Origin of the sequence: Leucobacter sp. wl10 (assembly GCF_003569785.1) — a bacterium.
Taxonomy (GTDB): Bacteria; Actinomycetota; Actinomycetes; order Actinomycetales; family Microbacteriaceae; genus Leucobacter.
In genome coordinates, this window is record NZ_KZ983997.1 from 59,427 (window position 1) to 77,296 (window position 17,870).

At 68.8% G+C, this 17,870-nt stretch carries 19 protein-coding genes, 1 tRNA gene and 1 other RNA gene; 9 read left to right on the forward strand and 12 right to left on the reverse strand.

Annotated features, from left to right (window positions below; all coding sequences use genetic code 11):
* Positions 1 to 51: 51 nt before the first annotated feature.
* Positions 52 to 2,598: an excinuclease ABC subunit UvrA gene (locus D1J51_RS11115; RefSeq protein ID WP_119075267.1), complete on the reverse strand. Its 2,547-nt coding sequence runs from the start codon at positions 2,596 to 2,598 to the stop codon at positions 52 to 54.
* A gap of 149 nt (positions 2,599 to 2,747) precedes the next feature.
* Between D1J51_RS11115 and D1J51_RS11120 the strand changes: the two genes are divergently transcribed.
* Entirely contained in the window at positions 2,748 to 3,128 is a 381-nt protein-coding gene (locus D1J51_RS11120) for a VOC family protein (protein ID WP_119075268.1), read from the forward strand.
* A 65-nt stretch (positions 3,129 to 3,193) separates the two neighbouring features.
* Here D1J51_RS11120 and D1J51_RS11125 read toward each other — a convergent pair whose 3' ends face one another.
* From D1J51_RS11125 to D1J51_RS11150, 7 genes are all read right to left on the reverse strand, one after another.
* On the reverse strand, positions 3,194 to 3,643 hold the full coding sequence (locus D1J51_RS11125; RefSeq protein ID WP_119075269.1) for a MarR family winged helix-turn-helix transcriptional regulator: 450 nt from the start codon (positions 3,641 to 3,643) through the stop codon (positions 3,194 to 3,196).
* Between the two features lie 254 nt (positions 3,644 to 3,897).
* Entirely contained in the window at positions 3,898 to 4,251 is a 354-nt protein-coding gene (locus D1J51_RS17950) for a hypothetical protein (protein WP_162903784.1), read from the reverse strand.
* A gap of 236 nt (positions 4,252 to 4,487) precedes the next feature.
* Positions 4,488 to 5,117, reverse strand: a complete 630-nt coding sequence (locus tag D1J51_RS11130) for a GyrI-like domain-containing protein (protein ID WP_119075270.1) — start codon at positions 5,115 to 5,117, stop codon at positions 4,488 to 4,490.
* Positions 5,110 to 5,634: a PadR family transcriptional regulator gene (locus D1J51_RS11135; RefSeq protein ID WP_119075271.1), complete on the reverse strand. Its 525-nt coding sequence runs from the start codon at positions 5,632 to 5,634 to the stop codon at positions 5,110 to 5,112. The genes D1J51_RS11130 and D1J51_RS11135 overlap by 8 nt, the downstream gene beginning before the upstream one ends.
* A 567-nt stretch (positions 5,635 to 6,201) precedes the next feature.
* Positions 6,202 to 6,274: transfer RNA gene (locus tag D1J51_RS11140), tRNA-Val, on the reverse strand.
* A gap of 63 nt (positions 6,275 to 6,337) precedes the next feature.
* Entirely contained in the window at positions 6,338 to 6,799 is a 462-nt protein-coding gene (locus tag D1J51_RS11145) for a peroxiredoxin (protein ID WP_119075272.1), read from the reverse strand.
* A 70-nt stretch (positions 6,800 to 6,869) separates the two neighbouring features.
* Positions 6,870 to 7,355, reverse strand: a complete 486-nt coding sequence (locus D1J51_RS11150) for a glutathione peroxidase (protein ID WP_119075273.1) — start codon at positions 7,353 to 7,355, stop codon at positions 6,870 to 6,872.
* 114 nt (positions 7,356 to 7,469) lie between these two features.
* On the opposite strand from D1J51_RS11150, the gene D1J51_RS11155 reads away from it, so the two are divergent.
* Both D1J51_RS11155 and D1J51_RS11160 read left to right on the forward strand, forming a co-directional pair.
* The gene (locus tag D1J51_RS11155; RefSeq protein WP_119075274.1) at positions 7,470 to 8,000 is read left to right on the forward strand and encodes a flavin reductase family protein; all 531 of its coding nucleotides are present in this window, start codon (positions 7,470 to 7,472) and stop codon (positions 7,998 to 8,000) included.
* Positions 7,997 to 9,136 (forward strand): glutathione S-transferase family protein, encoded by a 1,140-nt coding sequence (locus D1J51_RS11160; RefSeq protein WP_119075275.1) that lies wholly within the window; start codon positions 7,997 to 7,999, stop codon positions 9,134 to 9,136. Before D1J51_RS11155 ends, D1J51_RS11160 begins: the two co-directional genes overlap by 4 nt.
* Positions 9,137 to 9,166: 30 nt before the next feature.
* Here the strand turns inward: D1J51_RS11160 and D1J51_RS11165 are convergent, their stop codons facing one another.
* From D1J51_RS11165 to D1J51_RS11175, 3 genes are read right to left on the reverse strand one after another with little or no spacing between them, the layout of a single operon-like run.
* A complete protein-coding gene (locus D1J51_RS11165; RefSeq protein ID WP_119075343.1) occupies positions 9,167 to 9,814 on the reverse strand; it encodes an MBL fold metallo-hydrolase in 648 nt (215 codons plus the stop codon).
* A gap of 34 nt (positions 9,815 to 9,848) precedes the next feature.
* Positions 9,849 to 10,694, reverse strand: coding sequence for a universal stress protein (locus D1J51_RS11170; protein WP_119075276.1), 846 nt, complete (start codon positions 10,692 to 10,694; stop codon positions 9,849 to 9,851).
* A gap of 42 nt (positions 10,695 to 10,736) precedes the next feature.
* Positions 10,737 to 12,176, reverse strand: coding sequence for a glyceraldehyde-3-phosphate dehydrogenase (locus D1J51_RS11175; protein WP_119075277.1), 1,440 nt, complete (start codon positions 12,174 to 12,176; stop codon positions 10,737 to 10,739).
* Between the two features lie 203 nt (positions 12,177 to 12,379).
* Between D1J51_RS11175 and D1J51_RS11180 the strand changes: the two genes are divergently transcribed.
* From D1J51_RS11180 to rnpB, 6 genes are all read left to right on the forward strand, one after another.
* On the forward strand, positions 12,380 to 13,282 hold the full coding sequence (locus D1J51_RS11180) for a MetQ/NlpA family ABC transporter substrate-binding protein (RefSeq protein WP_119075278.1): 903 nt from the start codon (positions 12,380 to 12,382) through the stop codon (positions 13,280 to 13,282).
* 39 nt (positions 13,283 to 13,321) lie between these two features.
* Positions 13,322 to 14,350: a methionine ABC transporter ATP-binding protein gene (locus tag D1J51_RS11185; protein WP_119075279.1), complete on the forward strand. Its 1,029-nt coding sequence runs from the start codon at positions 13,322 to 13,324 to the stop codon at positions 14,348 to 14,350.
* Positions 14,350 to 15,015 (forward strand): methionine ABC transporter permease, encoded by a 666-nt coding sequence (locus tag D1J51_RS11190; RefSeq protein WP_119075280.1) that lies wholly within the window; start codon positions 14,350 to 14,352, stop codon positions 15,013 to 15,015. The genes D1J51_RS11185 and D1J51_RS11190 overlap by 1 nt, the downstream gene beginning before the upstream one ends.
* A 5-nt stretch (positions 15,016 to 15,020) precedes the next feature.
* Positions 15,021 to 15,860, forward strand: a complete 840-nt coding sequence (locus tag D1J51_RS11195; RefSeq protein WP_119075281.1) for a Nif3-like dinuclear metal center hexameric protein — start codon at positions 15,021 to 15,023, stop codon at positions 15,858 to 15,860.
* A 10-nt stretch (positions 15,861 to 15,870) separates the two neighbouring features.
* The gene (locus D1J51_RS11200) at positions 15,871 to 16,599 is read left to right on the forward strand and encodes a zinc ribbon domain-containing protein (RefSeq protein ID WP_119075282.1); all 729 of its coding nucleotides are present in this window, start codon (positions 15,871 to 15,873) and stop codon (positions 16,597 to 16,599) included.
* 13 nt (positions 16,600 to 16,612) lie between these two features.
* Positions 16,613 to 16,989, forward strand: an RNA gene (gene rnpB / locus D1J51_RS11205) — RNase P RNA component class A.
* 10 nt (positions 16,990 to 16,999) lie between these two features.
* Here the strand turns inward: rnpB and map are convergent.
* Positions 17,000 to 17,869 (reverse strand): type I methionyl aminopeptidase, encoded by an 870-nt coding sequence (map, locus tag D1J51_RS11210; protein ID WP_119075283.1) that lies wholly within the window; start codon positions 17,867 to 17,869, stop codon positions 17,000 to 17,002.
* Between the last annotated feature and the right edge of the window lies 1 nt (position 17,870).

The following is a 17,870-nucleotide window of genomic DNA, read 5'->3' on the forward strand; positions in this document are numbered from 1 at the left end:
TTCTTGTGGGACGTGTGATACTCGCACAAGTCCGGCTGACCGCGATGCGCCTCAAGACGGCGAGCGCGCAGAATCCCTCCCCGCCGGCGCGTGGGCCCTGAGGTACCGGCCGGTGCGGCTGCTCCCGGTCGCCGCCACCTGGGCCGGGGTGCCGGTGGCGACGATGCGGCCGCCGGCCGAGCCGCCCCCGGGGCCCATGTCGATGAGGTGGTCGGCGTTGGCGATGAGATCGAGGTCGTGCTCGATCACCACGACGGTCGCGCCCGTCGCGAGCAGCCGGTCGAGCACGCCCATCAGCACGCGGACGTCGAGGGGGTGCAGGCCGACGGAGGGCTCGTCGAACACGAACAGGGCGCCGGACTGGTCGCGCCCGAGTTCGGCGGCGAGCTTGAGCCGTTGCGCCTCGCCGCCGGAGAGCGCCGGGGTGTCCTCTCCGAGCGTGAGATAGCCCAGGCCGAGGTCGATGAGGGTCTGCAGCCTGCGCCGCGCCCTGGGCAGCCGGTCCAGCGCCGCGTGCGCCTGGCGGACGGTGAGACCGAGGAGCGCGGGGAGGGACAGCGGCCCGTCGGCGGTGTCGAGCAGGATCTCCCCGGCGCCGGGCGCGTAACGGCTGCCCTCGCAGTCCGGACACGGGATGTCGACGTCGGGCAGGAACTGCACGTCGAGCACGACCTGCCCGGTGCCTTCGCAGCGGGGGCACTTGAGGGAGCCGGTGTTGTACGAGAAGTCGGCGGCCCGCAGTTCGCGGTGCGCGGCGGCCTCGGTGGCGGCGTAGGCGCGGCGCAGCTCGTCGAGGACCCCGGAGTAGGTCGCGATGGTGGAGCGGACGTTCACTCCGATCGGGGTCGCATCGACGACGTTGACTCGGGTGATGCCCGCGGGGTCGAGGGAGACGACGTGCGCGGGCGCGGCGCGTCCGTCGCGGGCGGCCGCGAGCGCCGGTACGAGGCTCTCGAGGACGAGTGTGGTCTTGCCCGATCCGGACATGCCGGTGACCGCGGTGAAGCGGCCCTTCGGGATCGTCACGTCGAGGGCGTGCACGGTGTGAAGCGGAGCGGTAGCGATCCGGATGGCGCCGTGGGCGAGCATCGCGGATTCGTCGGAGCGGTCGCGCACGATCGGGCTCTCAGCGCCGCTCAGGAACGGCCCGATGAGGGAGGCCGGGTCGGCGGCGACCTGATCGATCGGCCCCTGCGCGACGATCGTACCGCCGTCGGCGCCGGAGCCGGGCCCGATCTCGATCATCCAGTCGGCCTCGCGCAGCACCTGCGGGTCGTGGTCGACGAGGACCACGCTGTTCCCGTCGACGAGGAGGTCGCGCATGACGCCGATGAGCCCGTCGACGTTCGCGGGGTGGAGTCCGATGGAGGGCTCGTCGAGCACGTAGAGCACGCCGGTGGTCTGGTTGCGCACCGCGCGGGCGAGCTGCACCCGCTGCCGCTCGCCGGTGGACAGCGAAGAACTGGCGCGATCGAGGGAGAGATAGCCGAGGCCGAGCTGGAGGAGCCGGCGGGCCATCTCCTCGAACTGCTCCACGATCATGCGTGCCATCGGGCGCATGTCTGCGGGCAGGGCGTCGATCACGGTCGGCGCCCAGGCGACGGCCTCGTCGAGGGTCTTCGCGGTGGCGTCGGCGAGGCCGATGCCTGCGACCCTGGTGCCGCGTGCGGCTTCGGAGAGCCGGGTGCCGTGACAGTCGGGGCACGTGCGCGCGGTGACGAACCTGGCCACGCGGGCGAGGCCCTTCTCGCTGGTGGCGTTGTTCATGGCCTCGCGCACGGCGCGGCGGGCGTTGCGGTAGGTGAAGTTCAGCTCGAAGAGCTTCCCGTTCTTCGAGGGCACGCTGATGTGCCGCTTCTCCTCGGGGCCGTCCAGCACGATCTCCCGCTCGGCGTCGGTCAGCTCGGCGTAGGGCACGTCGGTGCGCACCCCGAACGCGGCGGCCACCTGCGGCATCACGGTCAGCCCGAACATCCCCCACGGCGCAACCGCGCCCTCTTCGATCGTCTTCGACGGATCGGGGACGAGGGCGTCGTCGTCGATGTCGCGCACCTTGCCGGTGCCCTGGCAGATCGGGCACGCCCCCTCCGAGTTGAAGGCGAGCACCTCCGCACCGGGCGGGTAGAACTCCGCTCCGCACTCGGCGCAGATCAGGTTCTTGTTCGCCGCGACATCGATCGTCGGCGCCAGCCGGTGCCCGTTCGGGCACAGATGCGAGCCGAGTCGGGAGAACATCACCCGCAGCACGTTCAGCAGCTCCGTCGAGGTGCCGAACGTCGACCGTACCCCGGGCACTCCCGGCCGCTGCCGCAGCGCGAGCGCGGCGGGGACGTGACGCACGCTGTCCACCTGCGCACGAGCCGCGTGCGACATGCGTCGACGGGTGTAGGTCGACAGCGCCTCGATATAGCGGCGGGAGCCCTCCGCGTAGAGCACGCCCATCGCCAGCGAGGACTTCCCGGACCCCGAGACCCCGGCGACCGCGACGAGCCCCTCCAGGGGCACGTCGACGTCGATGCCCCTGAGGTTGTGGACTCTCGCGCCGCGCACCTCGATCGTCGCGGGGGCCTGCGGGCGGGCGGGCTCGGCATCGCTCACGCGAACCTCCTCGTGGTCGCAAATATTGATTCCATGGAAGATAAATGTATCGTAGGATCGGATCGCCGCGACTGTGCGGATCGCACCCCCGCGCGAGGTGTCCGAGGAGGCTGTCGGGGGTGCGCGACTCGAGAGGAAAGAGGGAAATCATGAACGCTCCGGCACTCAACTCGGTGGCCTGGTTCGAGATCGGCACGGACAGGGCCGAGGAGGTCAAGGAATTCTACGGCGAGCTGTTCGGCTGGCAGTACAAGCTCAACACCGACCTGCCCGGCGTCGATTACCACGCCACCATCACCCCGGGCGCCCCCGGCCCGGTCGGCGGCATCTTCGACCATGCGGGGAAGTTCGCCGACTACGCCATCTTCTACGTGCTGGTCGCCGATGTCGCCGCGACGATCGAGCAGGCCACGGCGCTCGGCGCCGAGGTGCTGATGGAGCCGGTCACCGATGCCTCCGGCTTCACCTTCGCGCGCCTGGCCGACAACACCGGCCACCACTTCGGGGTGTTCTCCACTCCGGAGGCCTGAGCCTCCGGTCTGCGAGCGGGGCGAGACCTCGCTCGCAGACCGGCTCCGGCGGCACGCGTGCCGGGTCACGCGGTCAGTCGATCCGACGGGGCGAACGCCGTGGTCCGCAGCAGCCGCAGGCTCGCCGCCAGCCGATCCAGTTCCGTGCCCCCGGCGAGGGCGCCGAACCGGAGCGCGAGCTCGTCCTCGAACACCGGCGTCGCATCGGCGAGCTTCTGCTTGCCGTGCCGTGTCAGTTCGAGCAGGGAGGAGCGGCGGTCGTCCGGATTCGCCACTCGCCGCAGCAGCCCTGCCTGCTCGATCCGGTCGACGACCTTGCTGGTCCCGCCGACCGTGATCACGAACTCGGTCGCGAGATCCTGCACCCGCTGCCGGGGCCGTCGCCCCAGGGACTGCAGGACCTCGAACCAGGTGAGCTGCAGATCGCACTCCCGCCGCAGCCGCGTATCCGCCGCGGACCACAGCTCGGTTTCGAACCGCACCAGTTCGTGATACAGGCCCTTCAGATCAGGCATCGCACGCTCCTCGTACTCGCATGTTTCCACGCTCTTATAGATTCCATAGAATAATCTTCCCGCGATCCATTCTAACGCGAGCAGGGAAGCCTGTTCTCGCGTGGAGGCGGGGCGTATCCGGGGCAGGGCCCGCTGGTGGGCCGGTTGCGGGGCAGCGCGGCCGGTCACGGACGCCCGCGCTCCTGGAGGACGCGTTCCCCGGCGTCGACGTAGCTCGCGAACAGATCGGTGACGTCGCGGAGGCGTTGCGACCATCAGCGAGCACCGAGAAGGCTGCGAGGAGGATCTGCCACCTGCAGCCAGAAGTCAGCGAAAGGTTTTGCGTCACGGAACGTCTTGATACTCCAGCATCCAGCCGTGTCCAGCAATAGACCCATTCCCCACTCGTCACCGGGTCGTCCGTAGCTACTGGCGGTATGAGGCTCTGGCCCCCACACCAGGTCTCGTTCGAGTTCAGAAGGATCGGTAATCTGCACTGCAAGATCGCCTTCACCGGTGAGGCGGATGACGAACTTCTTGACCTCTTCGCTCGCGACAAGCTCTGCAGAAGAAGGAATCTGGAAGTAACCGAATGCCGAATCTCCCCGTAGGACCGCGGTGCCCATCACCTCGGGCCACTCTATGGGCGAGGGCGGTGAACACGTCGGCTCTCCCAGGTCTCCGAACGCTTCAGCGTTCTTGAGCCCATCTATTGGACCCATTGGAGGAGTTGCTGAATCATCGCCCTTCGATGCCTGCGGGCTCGCACAGGACACAAGGAGAGCAATTCCGATCGCAGCGACCACGAAGGTTCGTGCGGCGATTACTGCACGATTTCTCAGCATCGCAGTTACGCCCGCAGTGTTTAGGTCGTTGCTGTGAAGCTGACGGGCTGGCGGAGTATCGTGCGTAGCTTGTCGGGGGTGACTTTGCGGAAGTCGCTGAAGTAGACCTCGTGGTGCTTGCCGTCTACGCGCAGGCCGTTCTCGGGGATGAACTCGTCGTGCATGCGTTTCAGCACGGGGCCTTCATCATCGAAGGAGCCGTAGTGGAGCGTTTGGACACAGCGCCCCTCCGAGAGCGTTTCGAGGCGAACCCCGTCCAGGCGAGCGGGCTTGTTCTTGGCCCCGGCCTGCTCGACCGCGCTCTGGAACGAATCCCGGTCGAGCCAGTCGGGAACCATGAGCATCATCGTCCAGTCCCATCGAGACTTGTCGCGTGCGGCGGTGAACGCGTCCATGTCCTCCGCCCACCACAGACCCTCCAGCGGTGGAACGACGTAGTCGCGTTCAAGTTCTCGCTTGCTGATGAACTTGAGCTTGTAGGCGACCGGATACAGCGCCGAAAGAGCCTCCGTGTAGGCCGGAGCGGTGTTGGGGTCGCCGTGCCCGTCGATCATGAGGTATTGCATGTCGGGAACATCCACGATGCGAAACTGTCCGCGCGGGGCTTGATAGCTATCGAGAGACTTCTTGAAGTCGATCTTGTCAGTCATGGGATGCCTGGACTCGGGACGCGAGCCACGACCTTTCCGCCTCCAAGAGGCTCAGTGCGTAGGAGAACACCTCTCGCGCAGCAAGCGGGAGCGGGGCCTGGGATCGTTCGGCTTCTTCGACCGCGGTGATGCGGGCTTCGATCTGCGGGAGTCGGGCGCGCACTGCATCGGTGTATTCGCGCTCGGTAAGAAGCGGCAGGTTGGAAACGCCCACAAGGAACGGATGCGGAACCGGGTGGGCCTCGATGAGCTGGGCGATCACGTCTCGCCGGGCGACGTGCCTACCCTCGTCCGTGGCGTGGAAGACGCGACGTGGCTTCATCCCTGGCGTGGGTTGCGCGCCCTGGACGAGTCCGCGCTTCTCCAGTTTGGCGAGTAGGTAGTAGATCGAGGAGAACCCAACTTCCGTCCACTGGCGGATACCTCGTTGCTCGATCACCTGTTCGAGGTCGTAGCCGTGGGCCGGTCGCTCGATGATGAGGCCGAGGATTGTGAGCTCTGCCGGAGTCAACGCCATGTTCTTATCCTAGTACTAGAATATCGACATAGAGGCGCCGTCGCTTCAAGGGTTGCGGTGGGAAGCCATCGGCTGAGGAAAGTGAGCGAGCATCAACGTCTGACGTTGACGCCGGTAGGAGCGTTTCCCGGGTCTGATTCGGCCTCTGACCGGCTTCGTGCCGTCACCATGATCCGTCGGCCCGCCGGGCCGGTTGCCGAACCCGCTGAAGAGAAGGGTATCGGGCCGGAGTCGTTCTCAACGGGTTATCGGGTGGCTCAATCGTTTACGAGACAGGGAACGATCCCTCACGGGCAATGCTCGGGATGGATCTGACGAGTCTGAGCCCAGCGGCTCGGCGTCTCGCGCATCACCCTGTCGAGAAACCCGAAAAGACGCGGCTCATGGCGCCCGAGTGGCCGCCTTCTCTGACAGCTTGTGAACAGCCAAAGCCACCATGACGTACCAGCACATGCGCTTTGAGCATCGACGATCTGCGAGGGCAGAGCCGGAAACCATCACAGCGCACCAACGCCAAAATCCTTTTGATCAGGTATTTTGCCCAAACAAAGGGAGTTTGGGAGCGGGTGGGCCCTGCCGGGATCGAACCGACGACATCCACGGTGTAAACGTGGCGCTCTACCAGCTGAGCTAAAGGCCCGTGACCGCGAGGCGGACCTGCCAAGTGTATGTCAACTCTCCGGGCGGTCGCGAATCAGCGCGATCAGCCGATGGCGGCGAGCGCGTCCCGGTACGCCGAGAAGTCGCGGGGCTGACCCGGCGCGGTCTCGAACGACGCGAGCACGCGGCGATCCTCGCCGACCACCAGCGTGGCGCGGGTGGCGATGCCGGCCTCTTCCACGAACACCCCGCACTGCTTCGCGACGGCGCCGTGGGGCCAGAAATCGGAGAGGATCGAGAACTGGTAGCCCTCCTGCTCGGCCCACGCCCTCAGCGTATGGACGGAGTCGGCCGAGACGCCCACCAGCCGCACATTGCTGTCGGAGAACACCGACAGGTTGTCGCGCAGCTCGCACAGCTCACCGGTGCAGATGCCCGAGAACGCGAACGGGAAGAAGACCAGCGCGACAGGTCCCTCCGCGACGATCTCGGACAGCGTGAGCTCCTCGCCGCGCTGATCCGACAGCGTGAAATCCGGCGCCTGCGCGCCGACCTCGAGCACCACGGTGCCCCCTTTCCGGCGCGACGCGCCCCTGTGACGACGGGTTGCTGTTCAGACTACCGGGGAGGGTCGATCAGGCGGGCAGGGCGGCCTCGATCGCGGCGATCACCTCGGGGTCGTCGGGTTCGACCTGCGGTCGGAAACGCGCGACCGAATCATCGGGGGCGACCACGAATTTCTCGAAGTTCCACTTGACGCGCCCGGTCTTGCCGTCGGCGTCCGGCACCTCGTGCAGCAGGGCGTAGAGCGGGTGCTTACGGCGACCGTTCACGCGCACCTTCTCCATGAGCGGGAAGGTGACGCCGTAGCTCGTCGAGCAGAAGGTCTTGATCTCCTCGGCGTCTCCGGGCTCCTGATTGAGAAACTGATTGCACGGGAAGCCGAGCACCGTGAGGCCGCGGTCGCCGTAGCGGCGCTGCAGATCCTCGAGCTTCTCGTACTGCGGGGTCAACCCGCAGCGCGATGCGACGTTGACGATGAGCACGGCCTGATCGGCGTAGGCGGCGAGCGTGGTGTCTTCTCCATCGATGGTGGTCAGCGGGATCTCGCGAAGCTTCATGCCACCAGCCTACGCGTGTCGCGAGAGCAGGATCGCCCGGAATGTTCTGGGAAGCGGCGGTGTTGGAGGACTCAGTGGGCCGCGAGGGATCGCGGCGCGAAGGGAGATTGAGGAATGGGCCCGGACGTGAGCGGCGCGACTCGGCGGATCGATGTGGAGACCGGTGGTGAGGCGCTCAAGCGAGCGTTCCGCGAGCATCCCACGGGTGTCGCACTCATCACCGCGCAGACCGCGGCTGGTCCCGTCGGCCTCACCGCCTCGAGTGTCGCCTCGGTCGGAGTCGACCCCCCGGCGCTCTCCTTCTCGGTGACCCGCGCGACCGGAAGCGCCGGCGGCATAGTGGGGGCCGACACCTACCTGGTGCACCTGCTCGACGCGCGCCACCCGGACATCGCGCGCTCGTTCGCCGTCTCCGGTGCCGAGCGCTTCACCCCGGATCAGGGATGGGAGATCCTGCCCACCGGCGAACCGTATCTGCCCGCGTCCCGCGTCGCGCTGCGCTGCCGCACCCTGCACTCCCTGGGCGTCGGCTCGTCGGTGGTCGTGATCGCCGAGGTGCTCGACGCGCGCTTCGGCGAGGCTCACGAGCCGATGGTGTACCACGATCGCGAGTTCCGCGCGCTCCCGGTAGGCTCGGGCTCATGACAGCGGAGAGGGCGGATGGGCACGACATGGGCGGATACGTGACCGGCGGCGCGCCGTTCGAGCGCGACACCAACTACATCGAGGATCGCATCGTGGCCGACCCGGCGACGATCCGCGAGCTGCAGCCGCCACCGCCCTCGAAGGTCGGCTCCCTCGGCTACGGGCTCGCCCCGGGAGCGGAGGCGTGGCCGGTCGAGCCGGGGAGGTACCGGCTCGTCGCGGCGGCGGCTTGCCCATGGGCAGGCCGCACCCTCATCGTGCGGCGGCTGCTCGGACTCGAGCACGTGATCTCGCTCGGGCGCCCGGGCCCCGTGCACGACGCGCGATCCTGGACCTTCGACCTCGAGGGCTCCCCGGACAACGCGGGAGGGGTGGATCCCGTGCTCGGCACCGAGCGCCTGCAGCAGAACTACTTCGCGCGGTTCCCGGGCTATCCGCGCGGCATCACGGTGCCCGCCCTCGTCGATGTGCCGAGCGGAGGGGTCGTCACGAACGACTACCCCCAGATCACGATCGACTTCTCGACCCAGTGGCGGGAGTTCCACCGCGAGGGCGCCCCCGACCTGCTGCCGGGCGAGCGGCTCGAGGAGATGTGGCCCGTGATCGAGCGCGTGTTCACCGAGGTCAACAACGGGGTGTACCGCTGCGGCTTCGCAGGCAGCCAGGAGGCCTACGACGCGGCGTACGCGCGGCTCTGGGAGGCGATGGACTGGCTGGAGGAGCGTTTGGCCGGCAGCCGCTACCTCGTCGGCGACACGATCACCGAGGCCGACGTGCGCCTCTTCACGACGCTCGTGCGCTTCGACGCGGTGTACCACGGGCATTTCAAGACGAACCGCAACAAGCTGGCCGAGATGGACCGGCTCTGGGCGTACGCGCGCGACCTGTTCCAGACCCCCGGGTTCGGCGACACCGTCGACTTCGTGCAGATCAAGCGGCACTACTACGCGACGCACACCGACATCAATCCGACCCGGATCGTGCCCGACGGCCCCGACCTCTCGAACTGGCTCGAACCGCACGGCCGCGAGCGTCTCGGGGGTTCCCCCTTCGGCGACGGATCCGCTCCGGGGCCGGTCCCCGAGCCGGAGCGCGTGGCGCCCGGTCACAACCCGCTCTACCCCGCCGACGGGTGACCCCGGCGCCCCGTCAGCCGCCGAAGGCGCTCACCAGCCTCGCGCGATCCAGGCCTCGAGATCGGGCTGCTCGTGGGCGATCGTCGTACTCTCCCCGTGTCCCGGCCGCGCGCTCGTCTCGATGGGCAGGGTGAACAGGCGGGAACGGATGGAGGCGATGATCTGATCGAAGCTGGAGTAGTCCCAGCGCGTCGCGCCCGGCCCGCCTCGGAAGAGCGTGTCGCCCGAGAACACGGTCCCGAGCGTCGGCGCCGCGAAGCAGACCGACCCGGGGGTGTGCCCGGGGGTGTGCAGCGCCACGATCTCTGCGCCCGCGATCGAGAAGCCCGCTCCGTCGGCGAGCTCGAAGTCGGGCGTCCCGGTGCCGTAGGTCTGCTCCCACAGGAACAGGTCGGCCGGGTGCAGATAGACGTGGGCGTCGAGCTGCTCCGCGACCTCGAGCGCCGCATTCACGTGGTCCTCGTGGCCGTGGGTGAGCAGGATCCCGAGCGCTTCCCGGTCGCCCACCGCCCGCGCGATCGCTTCGGCGTCGTGCGAAGCGTCGATCACGATCGCCTCGGCGTCGTCGCCCACGACCCACACGTTGTTCTCGAGTTCGACGCCTCCGGTCGGATACCCGTCCCGGCCGATCCCGACGAGCCCGCTCGTCACCACACGATCGATCCGCACCTCAGACATGTCGCTCATCCTCTCCTCGGTCGGATGCGCCGGTTCACGCCCGCGTCACGATGACCGGGCACGGCAGGGCCTGCAGCACGCCGTGGCTCACCGAGCCCAGCAGCAGCCTCGAGATGCCGCCGCGGCCGCGGCTGCCCACGACGAGCAGCTCGGCGTGCCCGGCGGTCTGCACGAGCGCCGACACCGGCGGCGACTGAACGATCTCACGACGAATCTCCAGATCGGGGTACCGTTCGGCGAGGCCCGCGACGCCGATGGCGATCGCCTCCTCGGCCGCCGAGCGCTGCGACTCGACGAGCTCCTCGCTCCACAGGTACTCGAGGCCGGGGGTGAGCGGCGGCATCCACGCGTACACGGCGATGAGCGGCACGCCGCCCCGGGAGGCCTCCTCGGCCGCGAACGAGATCGCCTTCTTGGAGGCCTCCGAACCGTCGACGCCGACCACCACGCCGCCCCCCGGCTGCGCCTCATGCTTGGGGATCACCGCGACCGGGCAGTGCGCCGTGGCGGCCGCCTTGACGGCGCGGGTGCCGAAGAACGATCCCGCGAATCGGCTTCCGCCGTGTGCGCCGAGGATCAGCAGGTCGGCCCGCTTGGAGGCCTCCTCGATCTCGGCGATGGGGTGCCCGACCACGGCGGTGCCCGAGATCTTCCCCGCGAAGCCGAGGCTTCGGGCGTATTCCGTCTCGGCCTGCAGCATCTGCTCCGAGGCCTCCTGGGCCTCGGAGAGGAACGCGACGCTCTCCGAGAGGAACGAGTCGTCGGCCACGTGCAGCAGCTCCACCGAGGCGCCGCGCGCGGTTGCGCGCGAGAGCCCCCATGCCAGCGCCACCCGGCTCTGCTCAGATCCGTCTACTCCGATGAGGTACTTCTCCGACATCTTCCGGTCCTTTCTCGAGGGTGTGTGGGGTCGGCGAAACGATCAGGCCTCGCGCGCCGGGAGGTGCGCGGGGTGGTTTCCGGCCAGCTGCTCGATGACGCGCACCACCTGGCAGCTGTAGCCGTACTCGTTGTCGTACCAGACGTACAGCACGGCGCTGTCGCCGGTGGCGATCGTGGCCAGTCCGTCCACGATGCCGGCGCGATTGGATCCCACGAAGTCGGTCGAGACGATCTCCGCCGATTCGACGTAGTCGATCTGGGTGCGCAGCCCACCGGTCAGCGAGACCTGCTCGAGGAAGCGGTTGAGCTCGTCGCGCGTCGTCTCGTTCTCGAGCTGCAGATTGAGCACCGCCATCGAGACGTCGGGGGTGGGAACGCGGATCGCGTTGCCCGTGAGCTTGCCCTCGAACTCGGGAAGCGCCTTCGAGACCGCCTTCGCGGCGCCGGTCTCGGTGAGCACCATGTTGAGCGCCGCCGAACGACCGCGGCGGTCGCCCCTGTGGAAGTTGTCGATGAGGTTCTGGTCGTTGGTGTACGAGTGCACCGTCTCGACGTGACCGCGCTTGACCCCGAATCGGTCGTTGATCACCTTGAGCACCGGCGTGATCGCGTTGGTGGTGCAGGAGGCGGCGCTGAGGATCGTGTGCTCGGCGGTGATCCGGTCGTTGTTGACGCCGAAGACCACGTTGAGCATGTCGCCCTTGCCCGGGGCGGTGAGCAGCACACGTGCGATGCCCGGGTTCCGCAGGTGCTGCGAGAGCCCGTCGGCGTCGCGCCACCTGCCCGTGTTGTCGACGAGGATGGCGTCCTGAATGCCGTACCGCGCGTAGTCGACGCTCGCCGGATCGTCCGAGTAGATGACCTGGATGCGAACGCCGTTGGCGAGGATCGCGTTCTCGTCCTCGAGCACCTTGATGGTGCCGTTGAACGGCCCGTGCACGGAGTCGCGGCGCAGCAGATTGGCCCGCTTCGCGAGGTCGTTCTCCGACCCTCTGCGCACCACGATGGCGCGCAGGTTGAGGCCGCGGCCGCTGCCCGAGTGGTCGATGATGATGCGGGCGAGCAGGCGGCCGATGCGGCCGAATCCGTAGAGCACGACGTCGGTGCCCCGGCCGGGCTGCGCCTCGAGCGCCGGAGCGAGCTGCTCGCGCAGGTAGGCGTCGAGGTCTGCGCCGCCCGTGGCGCGGAAGCCGTTGGCGAGGAGCGCAAGATCCACGGAGACCGGGCCGGGCTGGATGCGCGCGAGCGCCTCGACCACGGCCGAGGTCTCCGTGAGCGGCAATTCGACGTCGTCGATCTTGCGGGCGAAGCTGTGGGCCCGGATGATGTCGATGGGGGAGCGCCCCACCAGGCTCCGGCCGTGCACGGACATGACCACGTCGTGGTCGCGGTAGAGCTGACCGATCAGCGGAATCATCCGCTCCGCGAGTTCCTGCTTCGCCTTCCACGTCTCAAGGTGAGCATCAGCGCGCTGAATCATGTGAACGGAGGGTTCCTTTCAATGCTTCGAAGAGGGATCGGCCTGCCCGCCGGCGACGTTTCGACGTCTCCTCCCAGTATCCCATGCGGATGACGCCGCGTGACACCGCGATTTCTCTCGGCGGCGCCGGTTCCATCAGGCTGGGGGATCGGCGCGGTCGCACCGCGCCTCCATCATTCCCCAGCGAGTTTTCGAGGAACAACATGGCTCTCAAGAAGCGCGGCGCTCTCGCCGCTCCGCTCATCGCGCTCGCGCTCGCCGCGACGACTGCGCTCGCGGGCTGCTCGGCAAGCGGCTCGGGCGGCACCGCGGGCGAGACGGTCAGGATCGGCGTCGTCGGCGCGAGCGATCCGTACTGGGAGACCTTCACGGCGGCAGCCGCCGAGGAGGGCATCCAGGTCGAGCTCGTCGACTTCACCGACTACAACCAGCCCAACCCCGCGCTCAGCGAGGGCGAACTCGATCTCAACCAGTTCCAGCACATCCAGTACCTCGCCGACTACAACGTCGCCAACGACGATGATCTGGTGCCGATCGGCGCGACGGCGATCTATCCGCTCGCCGTGTTCTCCACGAAGCATCGGAAGCTCGAGGACATCCCCGAGGGCGGAACCGTCGCGGTGCCCTCCGATCCCTCGAACCGCGCCCGCGCCCTGAACGTGCTGCAGGCCGCCGGCCTCGTGAAGCTCAGGGACGGGGGCACGCTGTTCTCCACCCCAGACGATGTCGATCCCAAGGCATCGAGGGTGCAGGTGACCGAGATGGACGCGTCGTTCACCGCGACCTCCCTCGCCGACGTCGACGCGGCCGTCGTGAACAACGACTTCGTCACCGATGCCGGCCTGGAGTTCTCCGACGCGCTGTACCAGGACGATCCCAGCGACGAGGGGGCGAAGCCGTTCATCAACATCTTCGCGGTTCGCGCCGAGGACAAGGACAACGAGACGTACCGGAAGCTCGTCGAGATCTACCAGACCAACGACGAGGTGCAGCAGGGCGTGCTCGAGAACTCGGGCGGCAGCGCGATCCTGCTCGACACGCCGGTCGCCGAGCTGGAGCAGGTCCAGGCCGACGCCGAGAAGGAGATCCGCGCGGCGGCCTCGTGATCCGAGGCGGTCCCGCATCGACGGTGAAGGGGTGAATCCATGACGCGCGTCCAGATGACCGGCGTGTCGAAGCGCTACCCGGGGCGCGGCAAGGGCGCCGCGCCCGTGGTCGCGGTCGACGACGTGTCGATCGATGTCGCCTCCGGCGAGATCCATGCGATCATCGGCTACTCGGGGGCCGGGAAGAGCACGCTGCTGCGGCTCGTCAACGGGCTCGAGCAGGCGACGTCGGGGCGCATCGTCGTCGGCGACGACGAGATCACGAGCCTCCCCGAGTCGAGACTCCGCGCCGTGCGCGGACGCATCGGCATGATCTTCCAGCAGTTCAACCTGTTCCACTCGAAGCGGGTCGCGAAGAACGTCGAGTACCCGCTCGTCGTCGCCGGCGTCGCGCCCGCCGAACGCGGGCGCCGTGTCTCCGAGCTGCTCGACTTCGTCGGGCTCGCCGACAAGGCGGAGGCCTACACCGATCAGCTCTCGGGCGGTCAGAAGCAGCGCGTGGGCATTGCCCGTGCGCTCGCGACCAACCCCGGCGTGCTCCTCGCGGACGAGGCGACGAGCGCCCTCGACCCGCAGACCTCGCGGGAGGTGCTGGCGCTGCTGAAGCGCGTCAACGAGGAGTTCGGCATCACGATCATCCTCATCACCCACGAGATGGAGGTCGTGCGCGAGATCGCGCATCGCGTCACCGTCATGGACGGCGGGCGGGCCGTCGAGCAGGGCGAAGTGTTCGAGGTGTTCTCGGATCCGCGGACGGCCACCACCCGCCGCTTCGTCGCGACGGCGCTGCCGACGGAGCCCGAGGCGGAGCAGCTCGAGGAGCTGCGCAAGCGGCACCGTGGGCGGCTCGTCTCGCTGACGCTCCGCGACGGCGACGTCGATCAGCCCGTCGTGTTCCGCATCCTCGCCGAGCGCGGCGTGGGCGTGAGCATCGTGCACGGCGGCATCACCGACGTCGGCGGGCGGAGCTTCGGCAGGCTCACGCTCGAGCTCATCGGCGACGACCTGAGGGTGGAGCACGCCATCGCCGCGCTCGCGCAGGAGACCGACCTGGAGGTGCTGGCCTGATGGACAAGCTCATCGAACTGCTCTCGAACGGGAAGTTCCTCGAGGCCACCGTCGAGACCCTCGTCTACGTCGTGATCGCGATGGGGCTCGGCGGCGTCCTGGGCCTCCTGGTCGGCGTCCTCCTCACCGTCTCCCGGCAGGGCGGGATCCTGCAGAACCGGGCCCTCTACTGGATCCTCAACTTCCTCGTCAACTTCTTCCGACCGATCCCGTTCGTCATCCTCATCGCCGCGATCCAGCCGCTCGCGAGGGTCGTCGTCGGCACCGGCATCGGCGACCGCGCCCTCATCTTCGTGCTCACCTTCGCCGCGACCTTCGGCATCGCCCGCCTGGTGGAGCAGAACCTGCTCACCGTGCCGCCCGGCGTGATCGAGGCGTCGCGCGCGATGGGCGCCGGCCCGACGCGGACCATCTTGACGGTGCTCATCCCGGAGGGGCTCGGGCCCGTGGTGCTCGGCTACACCTTCGCGTTCATCGCGGTGGTCGACATGACGGCGATGGCCGGCGTCATCGGCGGCGGCGGGCTCGGAAACCTCGCGCTGCAGTACGGCTATCGCCAGTTCAACCCGTGGATCACCTGGTCGGCGGTGCTGATCATCATCCTGATCGTGCAGCTGGTGCAGCTGTTCGGCAACGTGTTCGCGCGGAGACTTCTGAGAAGATAGGCGGCATGACGACGCACACCCTGCGCGAGCTGCGCGAGACCGCCGAGGAGCTCTGGCCCGTCGAGACCGCGGAGGAGTGGGATCGCGTCGGTCTCGTGTCGGGTGCCGACGACGCGCCCCTGCGCCGCGTGCTGCTGGCGGTGGACGCCGTCGCCTCGACCGTGGACGAAGCGCTCGAGTGGCGCGCGGATGCGCTCGTCACCCACCATCCGCTGCTGCTGCGGGGCGTCCACACCGTCGCCGAGGACACCTCGAAGGGCGCGCTGCTCGCCCGGCTCATCCGCGGCGGCTGCGCGCTCTACGCGGCGCACACCAACGCGGACCAGCCTGAGGGCGGCGTCTCGGCGGCGATCGCCGAGCGGCTCGGGCTCGCCGACGCGGCGGCGATCGTGCCCGCCCCGGGTCCGCGCTCGGACGAGGTGTTCGGGATCGGCCGCGTCGGCGTCCTCGTGGAACCGCTCTCCCTGCGGGCCTTCGCCGAGTGCGCGGCCTCGATCCTGCCCGCCACCGTGAGCGGGGTGCGCGTCGCCGGAGATCCCGATCGGATCGTCTCCAGGGTCGCGCTGCTCGGCGGCGCGGGCGACGGCCTGCTCGACCACCCAGCCGTGCGCGCCGCGGACGTCTACCTCACCTCCGACCTGCGGCACCACCCGGCGCAGGAGTCGCTCGAGCGTTCGGCCGCCGCGGGCGGGCCCGCGCTCGTGGACGTGGCGCACTGGGCGAGCGAGTCGCTCTGGCTCGAGGGCGCGGCCGCGCGGCTCGCGGAGCGCATCCCCGGCGTCGAGTTTCGCGTGAGCCCGCTGCGGACCGATCCGTGGACGTTCGCCGTCGGCGCGGAGCAGTAGGCTTGACCCCATGAAGGCCAGCCCTCGCCAGCAGCGACTGCTGCTCGACCTCCAGCAGCTCGACCACACGATCGCCCAGCTGCGACGCAAGCGGGTCTCGCTGCCCGAGCGAGCCGAGCTCGAGGGCCTCGCGGGCGAGATCGCGGAGGCGCGCGGTCGCTTCATGGCGGCTCAGCGCGATCTCGACGCTCAGAACGCCGAGATCGCGCGCGTCGAGGCCGATATCACGATGGTGCGCCAGCGGCGCGAGCGCGATGAGCAGCTGCTCTCGGCGAGCACCTCCAGCAAGGAGGCGCAGGCGCTGCAGGGAGAGCTCGACACGCTCGCGCGGCGGAAGGGCGAGCTCGAGGATCGCGAGCTCGAGCTGATGGAGGTGCAGGAGCGGGCGCAGGCCGACTTCTCCGAGGCCGAGCGGCTGCTCGCGGGTGTCGACGAGCGACGCGCCGCACTCGAGACGAGCCTCGAAGCGTCCGAGCAGAGGCTCGACCGCGAGATCGCTTCTCAGACGGTGGAGCGCGCGGGGCTCGCCGCGGAGATCCAGCGCGACCTGCTCGAGCTCTACGAGGAGCTGCGGGGGCGCATCGGCATCGGCGCGGCGCGCCTGCGCGGCAATGTCTCCGAGGCGAGCAATATGGCGCTCGCCCCGGCGGAGCTCAGCGATATCAGGGCGGCGGCGCCGGACGAGCTCGTGTTCTGCCCGGGAACCGGGGCGATCCTGGTGCGCGGCGAGAGCGAGTAGACTGGATCCCGGAATGGGCCGGCGGACGGTCGCGTCGCGGCACTTCGGTGCACGCGCCGAGGAACGTCCGGGCTGCACAGAGGAGAACGGTGGGTAACACCCACCCGGGGCAACCCGCGAGCAAGTGCAACAGAGAGTAGACCAGCCTTCCGGCGCAGCCGGGAGGTCCGGGTGAAAGGGTGGTGTAAGAGACCACCGGCGTTCGTGGTGACACGGGCGGCCAGGCAAACCTCGTTCGCAGCAAGGCCGGACAGCAGGCGTTGACGCTCCTCGCCGAGCCTGCGGGTGGGCCGCTAGAGGGTGTCGGCAACGGCACTCCGAGAGAGATGACCGTCACCGCCGATCTCCGGATCGGCGGGACAGAACCCGGCGTACAGCCGGCCCATTCCGCTCCCGCCCCCTACTCCGAGAGGGTGAGCAGCTCGAAACCGTTCTCGCGCACCACGACGGTGTGCTCGAACTGCGCGGTGAGGCTCTTGTCGCGCGTGGTGATGGTCCACCCGTCCTCCCACTGGTCCCACTCGTGCACGCCGAGCGTGAGCATCGGCTCGACCGTGAAGACCATGCCGGGCACGATCACGTCGCTGTAGGCGGGCGCCGAGTCGTAGTGGGGGATGATGAGTCCGGTGTGGAACGCCGCGCCGACGCCGTGCCCCGTGAAGTCGCGCACCACGCCGTAGCCGAAGCGCTTCGCGTAGGTTTCGATCACGCGGCCGATCACGTTCACCTGGCGCCCCGGTTTCGCGGCCCTGATGCCGCGCATCATCGCCTCGTGGGTCCGCTCGATCAGCAGGTCGACCTCCTCGGCGACCTCGCCCACGCGGAAGGTGCGGTTGGTGTCGCCGTGGAAGCCGTCGAGATACGCCGTCACGTCGACGTTGACCAGGTCGCCCTCGCGCAGCTCGGTGTCGTCGGGCACGCCGTGGCAGATCACCTCGTTGACCGAGGTGCACGACGAGGCGCGGTAGCCCCGGTATCCCAGCGTCGACGGGTAGGCTCCCTGCGACACGACGCACTGGTGCGCGATGCGGTCGAGCTCGGCTGTCGTGACGCCCGGCCGCACCGCCGCGCCGACGGCGTCGAGCGCGCGCGCGGCGATGCGGCCGGCGGTGCGGATGCGCTCGACCTCGACCTCGGTGTAGGTGTTGTCGCCCGCGTAGCCCGGCGGCGCGGCGAGCCCGACATACGGAGGGCGCGCGATGTGGGCGGGCACCGCGCGGGCGGGGGGCAGCGCTCCCGGGACGAGATGGCCGTGTGCGTCGAATGGCATG